The organism is Pantoea agglomerans NBRC 102470 (assembly GCF_001598475.1).
In the GTDB taxonomy this organism is placed as follows: Bacteria; Pseudomonadota; Gammaproteobacteria; order Enterobacterales; family Enterobacteriaceae; genus Pantoea; species Pantoea agglomerans.
In genome coordinates this window covers 195,818-213,020 of sequence record NZ_BCZA01000007.1, presented here as the reverse complement: position 1 = coordinate 213,020, position 17,203 = coordinate 195,818, and the positions used below count along the sequence as shown (strand labels likewise).

The window sequence follows — 17,203 nt, the reverse complement described above, 5'->3', positions numbered from 1 at the left end:
ATTCGGGAGGCCAGAGGCCTCCCAAATTGCAACACATCAGCAGTCTATTACTCGATGGTGCGTTTAATTTCGATGATTTCAAACACTTCGATCATATCGCCAACGCGAACGTCGTTGTAGTTCTTCACGCCGATACCGCACTCCATGCCGTTACGCACTTCGTTGACGTCATCTTTAAAGCGACGCAGAGATTCCAGCTCGCCTTCGTAAATTACCACGTTGTCGCGCAGGACACGGATTGGATTGTGACGCTTGATGTTACCTTCCGTCACCATACAACCGGCAATCGCGCCAAACTTCGGTGATTTGAACACATCGCGCACCGCAGCCAGACCGATGATCTGCTGTTTGTACTCTGGTGCCAGCATGCCGCTCATCGCCGCTTTAACTTCGTCAATCAGGTTATAGATGACAGAGTAGTAGCGCAGATCCAGGCTTTCTGCGTCAATGACGCGACGCGCAGAGGCATCGGCACGAACGTTGAAGCCAAGGAGGATGGCGTTAGAGGCAGCAGCCAGGGTCGCATCGGTTTCGGTAATCCCGCCCACGCCTGAACCCACAATCTTCACCTTCACTTCGTCGGTGGAGAGTTTCTGCAGGGAGTCGGAGATTGCTTCCACAGAACCCTGAACGTCAGCTTTCAGAACGATGTTCAGTTCAGACACTTCGCCTTCGGTCATGTTAGCAAACATGTTCTCGAGCTTAGATTTCTGCTGGCGAGCCAGTTTAACTTCGCGGAATTTGCCCTGACGATAGAGCGCAACTTCACGTGCTTTCTTCTCGTCACGTACCACGGTCGCTTCATCACCCGCAGCCGGCACGCCGGACAGGCCCAGAATCTCAACCGGGATAGATGGACCCGCTTCCATGACTTCGCGACCCAGTTCGTCACGCATTGCACGAACGCGGCCATATTCGAAACCACAAAGAACGATGTCGCCTTTGTTCAGCGTACCTTCACGTACCAGCACGGTGGCAACCGGACCACGACCTTTGTCGAGGAACGATTCGATCACCACGCCGCTCGCCATACCTTCACGGATAGCGGTCAGTTCCAGCACTTCCGCCTGCAGCAGGATAGCGTTTAACAGGTCATCAATGCCGGTACCCGCTTTCGCAGAGACATTAACGAACATGTTTTCGCCGCCCCACTCTTCCGGAATGATACCGTACTGAGTCAGTTCGTTTTTAACACGATCCGGATCCGCTTCTGGCTTATCGCACTTGTTCACTGCAACCACAACCGGCACTTTAGCGGCTTTGGCGTGCTGAATAGCTTCGACAGTCTGTGGCATCACGCCATCGTCTGCTGCAACCACCAGGATAACGATATCGGTCGCCTGCGCACCACGTGCACGCATCGCGGTAAACGCGGCGTGGCCCGGGGTATCCAGGAAGGTAACCATACCGTTGTCGGTTTCAACGTGGTAAGCACCGATGTGCTGAGTAATACCGCCCGCTTCGCCAGAGGCGATTTTAGTGGAACGAATATAGTCCAGCAGGGACGTTTTACCGTGGTCGACGTGGCCCATGATGGTGACAACCGGAGCACGAGACTCCTGCGCAGCATCAGTATCACGATCGTCCATTACCGCTTCTTCCAGCTCGTTCTCACGACGCAGGGTCACTTTGTGGCCCATCTCTTCGGCAACGAGCTGTGCAGTTTCCTGGTCGATGACCTGGTTGATGGTCGCCATGGCGCCCATTCTCATCATCGCTTTAATGACCAGAGAACCTTTCACCGCCATTTTGTTAGCCAGTTCGGCTACGGTGATAGTTTCGCCAATCACAACATCGCGGTTAACGGCCTGCGCTGGCTTGTTGAAGCCCTGCTGCAGTGCGCTAGGTTTGCGATGCTTGCCGCCTTTACCACCACGAACCTGCGCACGCGCTTCTTCACGGTCAGTTTTGGCTTCAGAGTGTTTGTTGCCTTTTTTCGCCGGACGCGCAGCTTTAGCCGTAGTACGCGCACGCGCACGACCTGCTTCAACCTGACGGTCGTTTTCATCTTCCGCCTGACGGGCATGGGTCGAAGTGGTGACGTGATAGTCGCCTTTATCCTCTTCTTCCGGTTTTTCCCATTCAGCTGATTTCTCTTCAGCCAGACGGCGGGCTTCTTCTGCTACGAGGCGGGCAGCCTCTTCAAGCTTACGGCGGGCTTCTTCTTCAGCTTTACGCTTCAGTTCGGCAGCTTCAGCTTCGCGACGGGCTTTGTCTGATTGCGCAGCCCTGGTCACTTCGTCGGTAGGTTGATTTGTCACTTTTTCATTTTCCGCTGCTGCACGTTTGGCCTTGTCAGCGGCTTCGCGCCTGGCTTTATCTTCGGCTTCACGTTGCGCTTTCTGTTCAGCTTCGCGACGGGCTTTTTCTTCAGCCTCGCGTTGCGCCTGCTCTTCCGCTTCACGCTGCGCCTCGGCTTCAGCTTCTGCCTGAGCTTGCTCAGCCTCTGCATCACCCTTCACATAGGTACGCTTTTTGCGGACTTCAATTTGCACCGACTTACTTTTACCCCCGGTGCCTGGAATATTCAAGGTGCTGCGCGTTTTACGCTGCAGCGTCAGCTTAGCTGAACCGACCTGACCGTGTTCACGGTTCAGATGAGATAGTAAGGTTTCTTTCTCTTGCTGGGTCACCGCGTCATTTTCAGACTTAGGGATCCCCGCATCAGCAAATTGCTGTACCAGGCGATCGACCGGAGTCTGAATTTCTGCGGCCAGCGATTTTACGGTTACATCTGTCATGCTGTTCCTTCCTGTTATTACGCGTCATCGCCGAACCAGCAGATATTACGTGCGGCCATAATCAGCGCGCCGGCTTGTTCATCAGACATGCCTTCAATATCCGTCAGATCGTCAACACCTTGCTCAGCGAGATCTTCCAGCGTGCAAACGCCTTTCGACGCCAGGCGGAACGCCAGCGCACGATCGAGGCCTTCAAGATTCAGAAGATCCTCAGCGGGCTCCTGATTTCCAAGACTCTCTTCTTTCGCCAGTGCCAGGGTGGTTAACGCATTTTTTGCTCGTTCACGCAGGGCTTCAATGGTCTCTTCGTCGAGGCCGTCGACTTCCAGCAGCTCGTTGATTGGCACGTATGCCAGCTCTTCCAGCGAGGAGAAGCCCTCTTCCACCAGTACGGTGGCGAACTCTTCGTCGATGTCGAGATGTTTAGTGAACATATCGATCGCTGCATGTGCTTCAGCCTGATGCTTAGCCTGCAGATCATCGACGGTCATCACGTTCAGCTCCCAGCCACTCAGCTGTGAAGCGAGACGCACGTTTTGGCCGTTACGGCCGATCGCCTGAGCCAGATTGCCAGCTTCTACGGCGATATCCATGGTGTGGTTATCTTCATCAACCACGATTGACGCCACATCGGCCGGAGCCATGGCGTTAATAACAAACTGCGCCGGGTTATCGTCCCACAGCACGATATCGATACGCTCGCCGCCCAGTTCACTGGAAACTGCCTGAACACGCGCGCCGCGCATGCCCACACAGGCACCCACCGGATCAATACGTTTGTCGTTGGTTTTGACTGCAATTTTAGCGCGCGAACCCGGATCACGGGCAGCGGCTTTAATTTCAATCAGTTCTTCGCCAATTTCTGGCACCTCGATGCGGAACAGTTCAATCAGCATTTCTGGTTTAGAACGCGTCACGAACAGTTGCGCGCCACGCGCTTCCGGACGTACAGAGTAGAGTACGCCACGAATACGGTCGCCTGGACGGAAGTTTTCACGCGGCAGCATATCTTCGCGCAGAATCACCGCTTCGGCATTGCTGCCTAAGTCGAGGGAGATGTTGTCGCGGTTAACTTTCTTCACCACGCCCGTGATAATTTCGCCTTCCTGCTCACGGAACTGATCAACCACCATTGCGCGCTCAGCTTCGCGCACTTTTTGCACGATAACCTGCTTAGCAGTCTGGGTGGTGATACGGTCAAAGGTGACCGATTCAATCTGATCTTCGACATATTCGCCCAGATTGAATGCTTCATCTTCGAAGCGGGCCGCATCCAGCGTGATCTCGCGCGTCGGCTGTGTCACCTCTTCTACGATTTCCCAGCGGCGGAAAGTATCGAAATCGCCACTGCGGCGATCAATGCTGACGCGTACCTCAATTTCCTGCTCGTACTTTTTCTTGGTCGCAGTCGCCAGCGCGCTCTCCAGCGCTTCGAAGATTTTCTCACGCGGCAGGGCTTTTTCGTTAGAAACGGCTTCTACAACAGCTAAGATCTCTTTGTTCATCCTGGTTAGCCTCAATCCGGACTTTTAAAAGTGGGGGACCAGGTTCGCTTTCTGAATATTACTCAGTGCGAACACTTCATCGCTACCCTCAACGTGCACCGTGATCATCTCGCCATCAACTGACTTAATGGTTCCCTGCCATTTACGGCGGTTCTGCACGGCCATACGCAACACCAGACTCACTTCTTCACCCATAAAGCGGGTGTAGTGTTCTGCAGTGAACAGAGGACGATCGAGTCCCGGTGAAGAGACTTCTAGGTTGTAAGGGACCGTAATGGGATCTTCAACATCCATTACCGCACTTACCTGGTGGCTGACATCGGCGCAATCATCGACATTGATGCCATCTTCACTATCAATATAGATGCGCAGGATAGATGTGCGACTACGAACGAATTCAATTCCAACCAGTTCGTAACCCAGCGCTTCTACGGGAGCCGATACCAACTCTGTCAATTTTTGCTCTAATGTGGACAAGCCCACCCCCAAGACATAAAAAAAGGGCCTATAGCCCAGTATTACGATTCGCTAATAACAAAAAACCCCGAATATTCGGGGCTTTTAATCACTGGACCCTGTATGCCGCAATGCGGCCCGGACTCCATCCAAAGAATTTTCTTTCAAAAAATAACCGTGAATGCGTCCGTCGATGCATACAGTATATTTGAAAAAGAACTCAAAGGGAAAATTGGTTGCGGGGGCCGGATTTGAACCGACGACCTTCGGGTTATGAGCCCGACGAGCTACCAGGCTGCTCCACCCCGCGTCCGAAAACGTGGCGAATAATACGCCAGACCTGCATAAAATGCAAGGGATACTGCTATTTGGTACCGAGGACGGGACTTGAACCCGTAAGCCCAATCGGGCACTACCACCTCAAGGTAGCGTGTCTACCAATTCCACCACCACGGCACTGCACTGACCACAACGATTCGTTGTGCTGACGATCTTACTTAGGAATATCGCTGCCCGGCGTTACCGGTTGAGTTGGCTTTTCAGTCTGTTGAGAAGACTGCGCCGGCGCAGAAAGATTTTCCCACTCGCTTCCTTTAGACGCTTTATTGCTGTTCAGATTACCCAGTACCAGGCTGATGATGAAAAACAGCGCTGCTAAGATGCCGGTTGTACGAGTCATGAAATTACCTGAGCCCGAAGAACCAAACACCGTACCGGATGCGCCTGCACCGAATGAGGCTCCCATATCAGCGCCTTTGCCTTGCTGCAGCATGATCATACCCACGAGGGCGATAGCTACAATAAGGAAAACTACTAAAAGAGCTTGGTACATATCATCCTGTTCCTTGCACGGTAATCGTACAGTTAAAGCTTCAACCAGTATTGATGGGGAGTCTCGTCATCACCCATCAGAAGCGGGTGTGAATACTAACCAAAGGCGCATATCTCTGCAAGTGCAATTTTTACTACCCCTACTGTTTGCAGAAAAAAACGCCATCCCGGTGATTTTACAGGCAGTTCAGCACCCTGCAGACCGCCTGTTACGGTTTTAAACGGCCTTGACCTGGTCGGCGATGCGATTCGCCAGTTCGGTGACCTGCGCCTCATTTTCGCCTTCGACCATGACACGAATTAATGGCTCAGTACCTGATTTACGCAGCAGAACGCGTCCGCGACCCGCCAGCGCTTTTTCCACTTCAGCCGTGACAGCTTTTACCGCGTCACTCTGAAGCGGATCATGTTCGCCCGCAAAGCGTACGTTAACCAGAACCTGCGGCAGCATCTTCATGCCACTACAGAGATCGTGCAGGCTCATGTGATTACGCACCATCGCAGTGAGCACTTGCAAACTTGCAACGATACCGTCACCGGTTGTGGTTTTATCCAGCAGGATCACATGACCGGAGTTCTCTGCACCGAGACGCCAGCCCTTCTCCTGCATCTTCTCCAGTACATAACGGTCACCGACTTTGGCACGGGTAAACGGAATGCCAAGCTGTTTCAGCGCTAACTCCAGCCCCATGTTACTCATCAGCGTACCCACCACGCCGCCGCGTAACTGTCCCTGACGCAGGGCTTCACGCGCAATGATGTAGAGGATCTGGTCGCCATCAACTTTGTCACCCAGATGGTCAATCATCATGATGCGATCGCCGTCACCGTCGTAGGCCAGGCCGATATCGGCCTTCTCCGCCAGCACGCGCTGCTGCAGCAGTTTGAGGTCGGTGGCACCGCACTCTTTGTTGATGTTCATGCCGTCTGGCTGGACACCGATAGCAATCACCGTCGCGCCCAGTTCACGCAATACATTCGGCGCAATGTGGTAAGTGGCACCATTGGCGCAGTCGACCACAATTTTCAGGCCATTCAGATTCAGTTCGCTGGGGAAAGTGCCTTTGCAGAACTCAATGTAACGCCCTGCTGCATCCACAATACGGCTGGCACGACCTAACTGCGCTGATTCAACACAGGTAATCGGCTTTTCCATCTCCAGCTCAATCGCCTCTTCAACGTCGTCGGGCAGTTTGGTGCCCTCGGACGAGAAGAATTTAATCCCGTTGTCGTCAAACGGGTTATGTGACGCTGAAATCACAATGCCCGCCTCTGCGCGGAAGGTACGGGTCAGATAGGCGATGGCTGGTGTCGGCATCGGGCCGGTAAAGGCGGCCGTCAGGCCTGCTGCTGCGAGACCGGCTTCCAGCGCGGACTCCAGCATATAGCCAGAGATACGGGTATCTTTACCGATAATGATCTTCTTTGAACCGTGGCGCGCCAGCACTTTACCTGCGGCCCAGCCCAGCTTCAGGACGAAATCGGGGGTGATGGGTGCTTCACCGACTTTGCCACGAATGCCGTCTGTACCGAAATATTTACGATTACTCATGATACTCCTTTTGCTCTTCGGGTCGCTTCGACCACGCGCATCGCTTCAGCCGTCTCTTTTACATCATGGGCGCGAATAATCTGCGCGCCCTGCATAGCAGCAATCACCGCGCAACTCAGGCTGCCGGTTAAACGCTGTGACGGGCCGACGTTTAACAGCTGGCCAATCATCGATTTACGCGACATCCCCACTAACAGCGGCAGGCCGAAGTGGTGAAAATCGCCAAGATGAGCCAGCAGTTCATAATTGTGGCTGAGATTTTTACCGAAACCGAAGCCCGGGTCGAGTATCAGACGCTCTTTTTTAATGCCCGCCGCTTCGCAGCGCGCTATCTGCTGAGCGAAGTAAGTGTCCACTTCGCTTAAAATATTTTCGTAAACCGGTGCCTGCTGCATGGTGCGCGGTTCGCCCTGCATATGCATTAAACAGACGGGCAGCCCGGTCGAGGCGGCGGCTTCCAGTGCTCCGGGTTCAGAAAGCGAACGCACGTCGTTTATGATGTGAGCACCTACTCGCGCGGCTTCCCGGATGACGTCAGCTTTAGAGGTGTCCACTGAAATCCAGACTTCGAAACGCTGGGCAATGGCATCGATGACCGGAATCACCCGCTCCAGCTCCTCCTCCACACTCACTTCATCCGCGCCAGGACGGGTTGATTCCCCACCCACATCGATGATGGTTGCGCCTGCATTGACCATCTCATTGGTATGCGTCAGCGCATCAACCAGCGCGTTATGCTTTCCACCATCTGAAAAGGAGTCCGGCGTGACGTTAAGAATGCCCATCACATGTGGAAAAGATAAATCGAGATGGGAATCACGGGCGAACAACTTCATGGCGGAAACTCCTTGCTGATCAATATCTGGATGTAAAAAACCCCGGACCAGCCGGGGTTTTGTCTGACGATGTTGCGTCTTATTTGTTGTACTGCTCTGACATGGTATTGCCTGGGTTTGGCGTACGCGGTTCATCAACCGGACGTGGCGCCTTTGGCGTACCGTTGCTGTCTGAGTTGCTGCCTGGATCTTCCCAGCCCGCTGGCGGACGCACTTCGCGGCGCGCCATCAGGTCGTCGATCTGCGGTGCATCAATGGTTTCATACTTCATCAGCGCGTCTTTCATCGCGTGAAGGATGTCCATGTTCTCACCCAGAATCTGACGAGCACGCTGGTAGTTGCTGTCGATCAGGTGCTTAACTTCCTGGTCGATGATGCGGGCCGTTTCATCAGACATATGTTTCGCTTTCGCGACAGAACGTCCAAGGAACACTTCACCCTCTTCTTCTGCATAGAGCAACGGGCCCAGTTTTTCAGAGAAGCCCCACTGCGTCACCATGTTACGTGCCAGATTGGTCGCAACTTTAATATCGTTGGACGCACCGGTAGAAACACGTTCTGCACCATAGATGATCTCTTCTGCCAGACGACCGCCGTAAAGCGTTGAGATCTGGCTTTCCAGTTTCTGACGGCTGGCGCTGATCGCGTCGCCTTCAGGCAGGAAGAAGGTCACACCCAGTGCGCGACCGCGCGGGATAATCGTTACTTTATGAACCGGGTCATGCTCTGGCACCAGGCGACCAATAATGGCGTGGCCTGCTTCGTGGTAGGCAGTTGACTCTTTCTGCGATTCCGTCATCACCATGGAGCGACGTTCCGCACCCATCATGATTTTGTCTTTCGCTTTCTCGAACTCTACCATCGAAACCACACGCTTGTTTGAACGGGCCGCGAACAGCGCTGCTTCGTTAACAAGGTTGGCCAGATCGGCACCCGAGAAGCCTGGCGTACCACGTGCAATGATTGCTGCATCAACATCAGTTGCCAGCGGCACACGACGCATATGCACTTTCAGGATCTGCTCACGACCGCGAACATCTGGCAGGCCAACAACAACCTGACGGTCAAAGCGACCTGGACGCAGCAGCGCAGGGTCCAGTACGTCAGGACGGTTAGTTGCGGCGATAACAATAATACCTTCGTTACCTTCGAAACCATCCATCTCAACCAGCATCTGGTTCAGCGTCTGCTCACGTTCGTCATGTCCACCGCCTAAACCGGCGCCACGCTGACGACCGACTGCGTCGATCTCATCGATAAAGATGATGCACGGAGCCGCTTTTTTGGCCTGTTCGAACATGTCACGCACACGGGATGCACCGACACCGACAAACATTTCCACAAAGTCAGAACCGGAGATGGTAAAGAAAGGCACCTTCGCTTCACCGGCAATCGCTTTTGCCAGCAAGGTTTTACCGGTACCCGGTGGCCCCACCATCAGAACGCCTTTTGGAATCTTACCGCCCAGCTTCTGGAAACGGCTTGGCTCACGCAGATATTCCACCAGCTCAGCAACTTCATCTTTCGCTTCGTCACAACCTGCTACGTCGGCGAAAGTGGTTTTAATCTGGTCTTCCGTCAACATGCGGGCTTTGCTCTTGCCGAAGGACATCGCGCCCTTACCGCCGCCGCCCTGCATCTGACGCATAAAGAAGATCCACACACCGATCAGCAGCAACATCGGGAACCACGAAATGAAGATTGAAGCCAGCAGGCTTGGTTCTTCCGGCGGTTCGCCAACCACTTTGACGTTTTTGGTCAAGAGGTTATCGAGCAACTTGGGATCGTTGACAGGAATGTAGGTCGTGTATTTATTGCTGTCTTTTTTAACGACGTTAATTTCACGCCCGTTAATACGTGCCTCGCGGACCTGATCCTGGTTCACTTCCGACAGGAAGGTTGAATAATCAACCCGACGGCCATTCGACTCGCTGGGCCCAAAGCTCTGGAATACTGACATCAGCACGACCGCGATGACTAACCAGAGAATCAGGTTTTTCGCCATGTCACTCAAGGGATTAACCTCATATTACAACGGTGTTAACAGATAGCGTAGGGTACTATAGATCCCGCATACATGGAATCGCAGCAAAACTGCGGACTTCTCCAGCAATTTGGTTATAGTTTGCGCCCAGTCGCCACAATATACACTTCACGTGAACGTGAACGTGAAGCGTCCGGCTTACGAATTTTCACTTTCGTAAACAGGGAGCGAATTTCCCGCAGGTATTCATCGAAGCCATCTCCCTGAAACACTTTCACTACAAAACTGCCGCCAGGTGCCAGGATATCCCGACACATCTCCAGCGCCAGCTCGACTAAATACATCGACCGGGGAATATCTACGGCAGGTGTACCACTCATATTCGGCGCCATATCGGACATGACAACCTGAACTTTTTGATCGCCAACGCGTTCAAGCAGCGCATTGACCACCGATTCTTCACGAAAATCGCCCTGAAGGAAATCGACACCGACTATCGGATCCATTGGCAGGATATCACAGGCAATGACTCGCCCTTTGTTCCCAATTTGCTGTACCACATATTGCGACCAGCCACCGGGTGCAGCACCCAGATCTACCACGGTCATGCCGGGTTTGAAAAGCTTGTCACCCTGTTGTATTTCATCAAGTTTAAACCAGGCGCGCGAACGCAACCCTTTTTTATGCGCCTGGAGCACATATTTATCGCTAAAGTGTTCCTGAAGCCAGCGGCCGGAGCTGGCCGAACGCTTTTTACCCGTCATAATATTTCCAACTAAATCGTCATCGTAGCGATAAACCTGCACGCAATGGGTTGCGTCGATTTGGTGATATACCCGAGATGGCGGTAGAATGAACCGTTTTCAATCCCTGAGTAAGTAAAAAACTACGATGAATCTAAGTACCAAACAAAAACAGCACCTCAAGGGCCTCGCCCATCCGCTCAAGCCAGTGGTTATGCTGGGTGGCAATGGCCTGACTGAAGGCGTGCTGGCCGAAATCGAGCAGGCTCTGTCGCATCACGAACTGATCAAGGTAAAAATTGCCTCGGAAGATCGTGAAACGAAGCAGCTGATCGTTGAGGCTATCGTGCGTGAGACCGGTGCCAGCAACGTACAGGTGATCGGCAAAACGCTGGTGCTGTATCGCCCCTCTAAAGAGAGCAAAATTTCTCTGCCACGCTAAGTGGGCAAAGAAAGTGACATGCTCTTACCTCAGATAAAAGGCCGCAATGCGGCCTTTTTCCTTTCTTTACATTGTGCTTTAACGCTTTTCAAAGCGTAGCAACATCTTAAAGGTATTCCACCTTCAGGATTTCATACTCAACGTCGCCGCCCGGGGTTTTCACGATAGCCACGTCATCGGCCTCTTTACCCACCAGGCCACGCGCCATCGGCGAATTGACCGAAATCAGATTTTGCTTAAAGTCCGCTTCGTCATCGCCCACAATGCGATACGTGGCTTCTTCGTCGGTTTCGACGTTCAGCACGGTGACGGTTGCACCGAAAATCACGCGTCCGGTTTTCGGCATCTGAGTGACGTCGATAACCTGCGCATTGGAGAGTTTGGCTTCAATCTCCTGAATACGGCCTTCGCAAAAACCCTGCTCTTCACGCGCAGCGTGATATTCCGCGTTCTCTTTTAAATCGCCATGTTCGCGTGCATCAGCGATAGAGGCGATAATGCGCGGGCGCTTCACGGTTTTCAGCTCGTTCAGCTCTTCGCGCAATCTTTCAGCGCCTCTTAACGTCATCGGAATCTGATTCATTTAAGCTCCTCGCCATCTTTCCTGTTTAACGATGTCATCCTGACCGGTGACTGCAGAAAAAAGCGTTCTGCGGCGCATTAGCCCGTTTTTGCAAATAAAAGAATCCTGACCCGGAGATGCTTCCAGGCCAGAAAAGAGTTTTGCAATTTGATACGTATTTTACCCCAGAGTTCCCTGCGGGTCATCGTTTACTTTGCACCGTCCAGCGACGTAGTATTGACGCCCTCACCTGCCAGTTACCGCGAGATTATGCGATTTTCACGACTTGTTACCGGATTAAGCTGCGCATTTATGCTGCAGGCACACGCAGCGCCAGTTGATGAATATATGCAGTACCTGCCAGACGGTGCCAATCTGGCACTGATGGTACAGAAAGTAGGCGCATCAACACCGATTATTGATTATCACGGAAAACAGATGGCCCTGCCCGCCAGTACCATGAAAGTGGTGACGGCGCTGGCTGCATTGCTGGAACTGGGTGGCGACTTCCGTTTTCAGACCACTTTTGAGACTCGCGGCGCCATTATCGATGGCACCCTGAACGGCGATTTAGTTGCACGTTTCGGCGGTGATCCCACCTTAAGCCGTCAGGATCTGCGCAACATGGTGGCGGCGATAAAGAAGCAGGGCATTAACCATATCAAAGGCAATCTGGTTATCGACACCTCCGTTTTTGCCAGTCACGATATGGCGCCGGGCTGGCCGTGGAACGATATGACTCAGTGCTTTAGCGCTCCGCCGGGTGCGGCAATCGTTGATAAAAACTGCTTCTCGGTGTCGCTCTACAGTGCTAATACGCCGGGTGAGAATGCCTTTGTACGTATCGCCTCCTATTATCCGGCGCATATGTACAGCCAGGTGCGCACCATTGGCCGCAACAGCGGCGAAGGGCAATATTGCGAACTGGATGTGGTGCCGGGCGAGCTGAACCGCTACACCCTCACGGGCTGTATGCGCCAGCGCGCGGAACCGCTGCCGCTGGCATTTGCGGTGCAGGATGGCGCGGCCTGGGCTGGCGAAATCCTCAAGGCGGAACTGCGGTCGTCTGAGATTGACTATAGCGGGCATCTGGTGCGACAGACGCAGGTCACCGAACCGGGTACCGTGCTGGCATCGACCCAGTCCGCGCCGCTGCATACGCTGCTGCACACCATGCTGAAGAAGTCAGACAACATGATTGCCGACACGGTGTTTCGCACCATTGGTCATCACTACTTCAATGTGCCCGGCACGTTCCGCGCCGGACAGGATGCCGTTCGCCGCATCCTGAAAGCCAAAGCTAATGTCGACATGGGTAATAGCATTCAGGTGGATGGTTCAGGTCTCTCCCGCCATGACCTGATTTCGCCGCAAACCATGATGCAGGTATTGCAGTTCATTGCGAAGAATGACAACACGCTGGATTATATTTCGATGCTGCCGCTGGCAGGTTACGACGGCACGCTGCAGTATCGCGGCGGGCTGCATGAGGCGGGGCTGGATGGCAAAGTCTCGGCGAAAACCGGCTCACTGCAGGGCGTCTATAACCTGGCGGGCTTTATCACCACCTCCAGTGGTGCGCGGGTGGCATTCGTTCAGTTCCTTTCCGGTTATGCGGTCCCGCCGGAAGATCAGCGTACCCGCCGTATTCCGCTGGTGCGATTTGAGAGCCGTCTCTACCGCGATATCAATCAGAACAACTGATTATTCAGTCATAAAAAAAGCGCAGCGGTCAGATCAACCGCTGCGCTTTTTATTGCCCGTCCATCAGAAGCGGGTATTCACGCTCATATACCAGGTGCGGCCCGACTCGTTAAAGGTATTGGCCCCTGCGCCATAGAGCCACGCTCCGGTGGTGGCATTGCCGGTGGTCTGCGCGTTGCCCTGACGGAAATGGCGCTTGTCGAACAGGTTGTCGATACCCACGGTGACGCTGGCATATTTATTAACGTCATAGGTGCCGCTCATGCCCACAACCGAATAGGGGCTCACCTGATCGGTGGCGCTACCGGTAACGGCGTTACCTTTATAGTCATATTTCTTCGGTACCTGTTTACCGTACCAGGTCAGGGTCGTTTGCAGGGAGAGGTCCTGCATCGCCTGCCAGCTCAGCGTCGAATTGAGCGTATATTCCGGAATAATCGACAGACGATCGCCGGTCTCTTTATTCTTACTCTGCAGCATGTAAGTGAAGTTATTGTTCCACGTTACGCTTTCGGAGAACGGGACATTAACCGTGCCTTCCAGCCCCTCGACGACCGCTTTCGGCACATTTTCCCATTTGTAGATGTCGGTTTTGCCGTTAGATGCGGTGCCGGTTGGCGCCGTGCCAGCCTCGATCTTGTTACGGTAGTCGTTGCGGAACCAGGTCAGGCCCGCCTGGTAGCCGTCGCGCTTCCATTCGACCCCAATCTCTTTATTGATGCTGTTTTCCGCTTTCAGATCGTCATTACCCATCAGATAACAGGCACCGGCACTGGCGGCGCAGCCCTGACCATTGCTGTAGAGCAGATAGTTCGGGTTGGTCTGATAGAGGCTCGGGGCTTTATAGGCGCGCGCAATACCCATTTTCAGTGTGAACTCATCGCCTAATCCCTGTGACAGGTTGAGCGACGGGCTCCAGTTATCGCCGACAATCGAATGGTGATCGAAGCGCAGGCCCGGCGTCAGCATGGTGCTGTCGGTCAGCTCAATATTGTCTTCGGCAAACAGCGAGAAGATCTCCGCCTGCGAATAGGGTGTGCGGCCGGTCGTAGCGATACCGGGAATCGACCCGTAGCTGGCGGCCTGAGTCGTCGATGAAGGATCCTTCATCCGCTGCTGATTCCATTCCGTCCCGAAAGTCGCGGTCTGGTTCACCAGCCATTCAAACGGCACACTGATCTCACTGTGCAACAACACATCATCCAGCTGGATGGTATTGAAGTTGCTGTTGGCGAAGATGCCTTCGGTGCCGCCTGCCAGCCCCTCATTCAGACGCGCGTTGCGGGTGTTCTCATATTGCGCGTAGGTATTGGTGCTGATGCCATTATCCCAGGCACCGGTCCACTTAACAGAAAAGTTCTGCCGATAGAACCGGTTGGTCTCGTCACCATATTTGCTTTTCACCAGGGCGTTGGTATTGGTGTTCTGCGTGTCCCCGGCGTAGAGGTTGCCCTGACGACTGTAACCGGCCCCCACTTCCAGCGTCTGCATCGGCGCAAATGCCCAGCGCAGCAGGCCATGAATATCTTTGTTGATCGAGCCTTCCCGGCCCGCCGGGTACGATCCGGCGTAACTGCCGGTGCGGTCTGCGGCGTGCCCTTCATTAATGTCGTAAGCATCAGCCTGCGTTTTTGCCAGACCGCCATAGAGCCGGAAACTGACATCCTCGCCTAGCGGCCCTTCAAGGCTGAAGTTGGTGCGACGGGTCGCGCCCTCCTCCTTGTGTTCCGGCACGTTGTAATAGGCGCTCCATGAGCCGTGCCACTGGTTATCCATCTCTTTTTTGGTGATGATGTTCACTACGCCGCCCGCTGCACCGTTACCGTAACGAGCCGCTGCCGGACCGCGGATTACCTCAATGCGCTCAATGATCTCTGGCGGCACCCAGTTAGTGTCGCCGCGCGTATCACGCTCGCCACGCCAGCCAAGCCGAACCGCGTTGCGGCTGGTCACCGGCAATCCATCGATCAGAATCAGGGTATTTTCCGGCCCCATGCCGCGGATATCGATCTGGCGATTGTTTCCGCGCTGGCCGCTGGTGGAGTTACCGGTCAGATTGACGCCAGGCATGGTGCGAATAATTTCGGCGACATCGCGTGCGGGTGGATGTTTTTTTATTTCGTCGGCGGTGATGGTCGACACGCCAGGTGCCTGCAACGTCTGCTCGGCGGCGGTCACCATCATGGTGTCGTCGTGGAGGGTATCGGAGGGGCTGCTGTCGATAGCCGGTTGGCGGGTGGCTTCGGCAGCCATGGCACCGGCAGAAATGAGAGAGGCGGTGAAACCCAGTTCAATCATAATGGCTAACGAAAGCCGGGATAACTTTTTCATTTTTCTGTTCCTGGAGTGCCGGCGAGGATGCCACTGCCGGCGTGCCGGTAAAAAAGTAATAACCTTGCCTGCAACGTTTTCCCCTTGTCGCCGGGCCAGCGTCAGAACCGCTTTGCATCAGTCTGAAAGCCGGTGCGGCAGAGAGGATGCGCGCGCTCCCTGTCGGGCGGAAACACCCTATTGCAAATGCAAATAATTATCAATACTATTATTCATAACATGCATGACCCTAATCAAGGGTGATCGAAAGATGGCGCGTATGACGTGGTTAAATGAAGAAACCGGCAGTGAACGCTGGTGGCAACAGCAGCAGCAACGGGGCATTCCTCTGGTTGAAGCTGGCGAAAAGGGAACCTGTCAGGTCACCTTTTTCTGGCGCGATCCCCAGGGTGACACGCAGCACTCCGATACCCGGCGCGTCTGGATCAATATTACCGGCGTAACCGATCATCATCATTCAGCGGTCCCCTCCTCATTAACGCCTGTTCCCGATACCGATGTCTGGTGGTGGCAAACCGCCCTGCCCGCTGACTGGCGCGGCAGCTACTGCCTGATTCCTGATAGTCAGGAAGAGACTTTTACCGGGCAGGCCGATATGCAGGCAGTGCGCCAGTGGTGGAGTCAGAAATTCCCGCAGGCGCAAAGCGACCCGCTGAATCCTTTGCGAAGCTGGGCGGGTGGACGCGGAATGAGGGTCTCGCCACTGCACCTGCCACACGCGCCGGATCAGCAGGTGTGGCGTGCGGTTGATGAAGGCCGTGCCGCCGATATTCCGCTGCAACACTATTTGTGGCGCAGCGAACGGCTGGGGAACCAGCGTCAGATCTGGATCTCTGTCACCGGAGACGCCAGTGCAGGCGATCGTCCGCTGGTACTGCTGCTGGATGGTCAGTTCTGGGCACAGAACATGCCGGTTGCCGGCCCGCTTCAGCAACTGACAGAGGCGGGCGAACTGCCCCCTGCGGTCTATGTCATGATCGACATCATCGACCGCGAACACCGCACGCGTGAGCTGACCTGTAACCCTGACTTCTGGCTGGCGATTCAGCACGAGCTGTTGCCGCAGGTTCAGCGCTGGGCGCCGTTTCGTGCCGACAGCACGCTGGTAGCGGGACAGAGTTTTGGCGGCCTTTCTGCCGCTTACGCCACCCTGACCTGGCCGGAAACCTTTGCTGGAGCGATCAGCCTCTCCGGTTCGTTCTGGTGGCCCGCGCGCGGCGATCCCAATGGCTGGCTGCCACAGCAGTTACAACAGGGTTTGCTGCAGGCACCCCCTCGCCGCTTCTACCTGGAAGCGGGACGACGCGAGCGGTTGATTCTGGCAGCAAACCAGCAGCTTGAGCGCGATCTGGCTGCCGCCGGACATCAGGTCAGCTATCACCCGGTCGAAGGCGGTCACGATGCGCTGTGCTGGCGCGGCGGACTGCTGGCAGGCCTTAAAGCCATGTGGCAATAGCCCTAACCCGCTTATATTCCGCCTTCTGCGCGCCACTGAAAGATATCGGATATGCAGGAC

13 protein-coding genes and 2 tRNA genes are annotated in these 17,203 nt (G+C 54.4%); 3 read left to right on the top strand and 12 right to left on the bottom strand.

The features are described from left to right. Positions 1-47: 47 nt before the first annotated feature. The 10 genes from infB to rlmE form a co-directional block, all read right to left on the bottom strand. The gene (gene infB / locus PAG01S_RS15915) at positions 48-2,741 is read right to left on the bottom strand and encodes a translation initiation factor IF-2 (RefSeq protein WP_010251789.1); all 2,694 of its coding nucleotides are present in this window, start codon (positions 2,739-2,741) and stop codon (positions 48-50) included. A 17-nt stretch (positions 2,742-2,758) separates the two neighbouring features. Continuing rightward, positions 2,759-4,246 (bottom strand): transcription termination factor NusA, encoded by a 1,488-nt coding sequence (nusA, locus tag PAG01S_RS15910; protein WP_010251792.1) that lies wholly within the window; start codon positions 4,244-4,246, stop codon positions 2,759-2,761. Positions 4,247-4,270: 24 nt separating this feature from the next. Then, positions 4,271-4,723, bottom strand: a complete 453-nt coding sequence (gene rimP, locus PAG01S_RS15905) for a ribosome maturation factor RimP (RefSeq protein WP_010251795.1) — start codon at positions 4,721-4,723, stop codon at positions 4,271-4,273. A 212-nt stretch (positions 4,724-4,935) separates the two neighbouring features. Then, positions 4,936-5,012, bottom strand: a tRNA-Met gene (locus PAG01S_RS15900). A gap of 59 nt (positions 5,013-5,071) precedes the next feature. Beyond that, a tRNA-Leu gene (locus tag PAG01S_RS15895) sits at positions 5,072-5,158 on the bottom strand. 37 nt (positions 5,159-5,195) lie between these two features. Further along, positions 5,196-5,534: a preprotein translocase subunit SecG gene (gene secG / locus PAG01S_RS15890; RefSeq protein WP_062759367.1), complete on the bottom strand. Its 339-nt coding sequence runs from the start codon at positions 5,532-5,534 to the stop codon at positions 5,196-5,198. Positions 5,535-5,750: 216 nt separating this feature from the next. Further along, entirely contained in the window at positions 5,751-7,085 is a 1,335-nt protein-coding gene (gene glmM, locus PAG01S_RS15885) for a phosphoglucosamine mutase (protein ID WP_010251799.1), read from the bottom strand. Further along, positions 7,082-7,921 carry a dihydropteroate synthase gene (folP, locus tag PAG01S_RS15880; protein WP_010671999.1) on the bottom strand — a complete coding sequence of 280 codons (840 nt, stop codon included), beginning with the start codon at positions 7,919-7,921 and terminating at the stop codon, positions 7,082-7,084. The genes glmM and folP overlap by 4 nt, the downstream gene beginning before the upstream one ends. A gap of 79 nt (positions 7,922-8,000) precedes the next feature. Beyond that, the gene (gene ftsH / locus PAG01S_RS15875; protein WP_010251805.1) at positions 8,001-9,926 is read right to left on the bottom strand and encodes an ATP-dependent zinc metalloprotease FtsH; all 1,926 of its coding nucleotides are present in this window, start codon (positions 9,924-9,926) and stop codon (positions 8,001-8,003) included. 113 nt (positions 9,927-10,039) lie between these two features. Continuing rightward, complete coding sequence (rlmE, locus tag PAG01S_RS15870) at positions 10,040-10,669, bottom strand: 23S rRNA (uridine(2552)-2'-O)-methyltransferase RlmE (RefSeq protein ID WP_010251807.1); 630 nt, start codon at positions 10,667-10,669, stop codon at positions 10,040-10,042. Between the two features lie 127 nt (positions 10,670-10,796). Here rlmE and yhbY point away from each other — a divergent pair, with 127 nt between their 5' ends. Further along, on the top strand, positions 10,797-11,090 hold the full coding sequence (gene yhbY, locus PAG01S_RS15865; RefSeq protein ID WP_010251809.1) for a ribosome assembly RNA-binding protein YhbY: 294 nt from the start codon (positions 10,797-10,799) through the stop codon (positions 11,088-11,090). A gap of 106 nt (positions 11,091-11,196) precedes the next feature. Here yhbY and greA read toward each other — a convergent pair whose 3' ends face one another. Beyond that, entirely contained in the window at positions 11,197-11,673 is a 477-nt protein-coding gene (gene greA, locus PAG01S_RS15860) for a transcription elongation factor GreA (protein WP_010251811.1), read from the bottom strand. A gap of 249 nt (positions 11,674-11,922) precedes the next feature. Here greA and dacB point away from each other — a divergent pair, with 249 nt between their 5' ends. Then, positions 11,923-13,356, top strand: coding sequence for a serine-type D-Ala-D-Ala carboxypeptidase (gene dacB / locus PAG01S_RS15855; RefSeq protein WP_010251813.1), 1,434 nt, complete (start codon positions 11,923-11,925; stop codon positions 13,354-13,356). Between the two features lie 63 nt (positions 13,357-13,419). Here the strand turns inward: dacB and PAG01S_RS15850 are convergent, their stop codons facing one another. Beyond that, on the bottom strand, positions 13,420-15,687 hold the full coding sequence (locus PAG01S_RS15850) for a TonB-dependent siderophore receptor (protein WP_062759366.1): 2,268 nt from the start codon (positions 15,685-15,687) through the stop codon (positions 13,420-13,422). Positions 15,688-15,937: 250 nt separating this feature from the next. On the opposite strand from PAG01S_RS15850, the gene fes reads away from it, so the two are divergent. Beyond that, positions 15,938-17,143, top strand: coding sequence for an enterochelin esterase (gene fes / locus PAG01S_RS15845; RefSeq protein WP_073970686.1), 1,206 nt, complete (start codon positions 15,938-15,940; stop codon positions 17,141-17,143). Positions 17,144-17,203 lie beyond the last annotated feature (60 nt).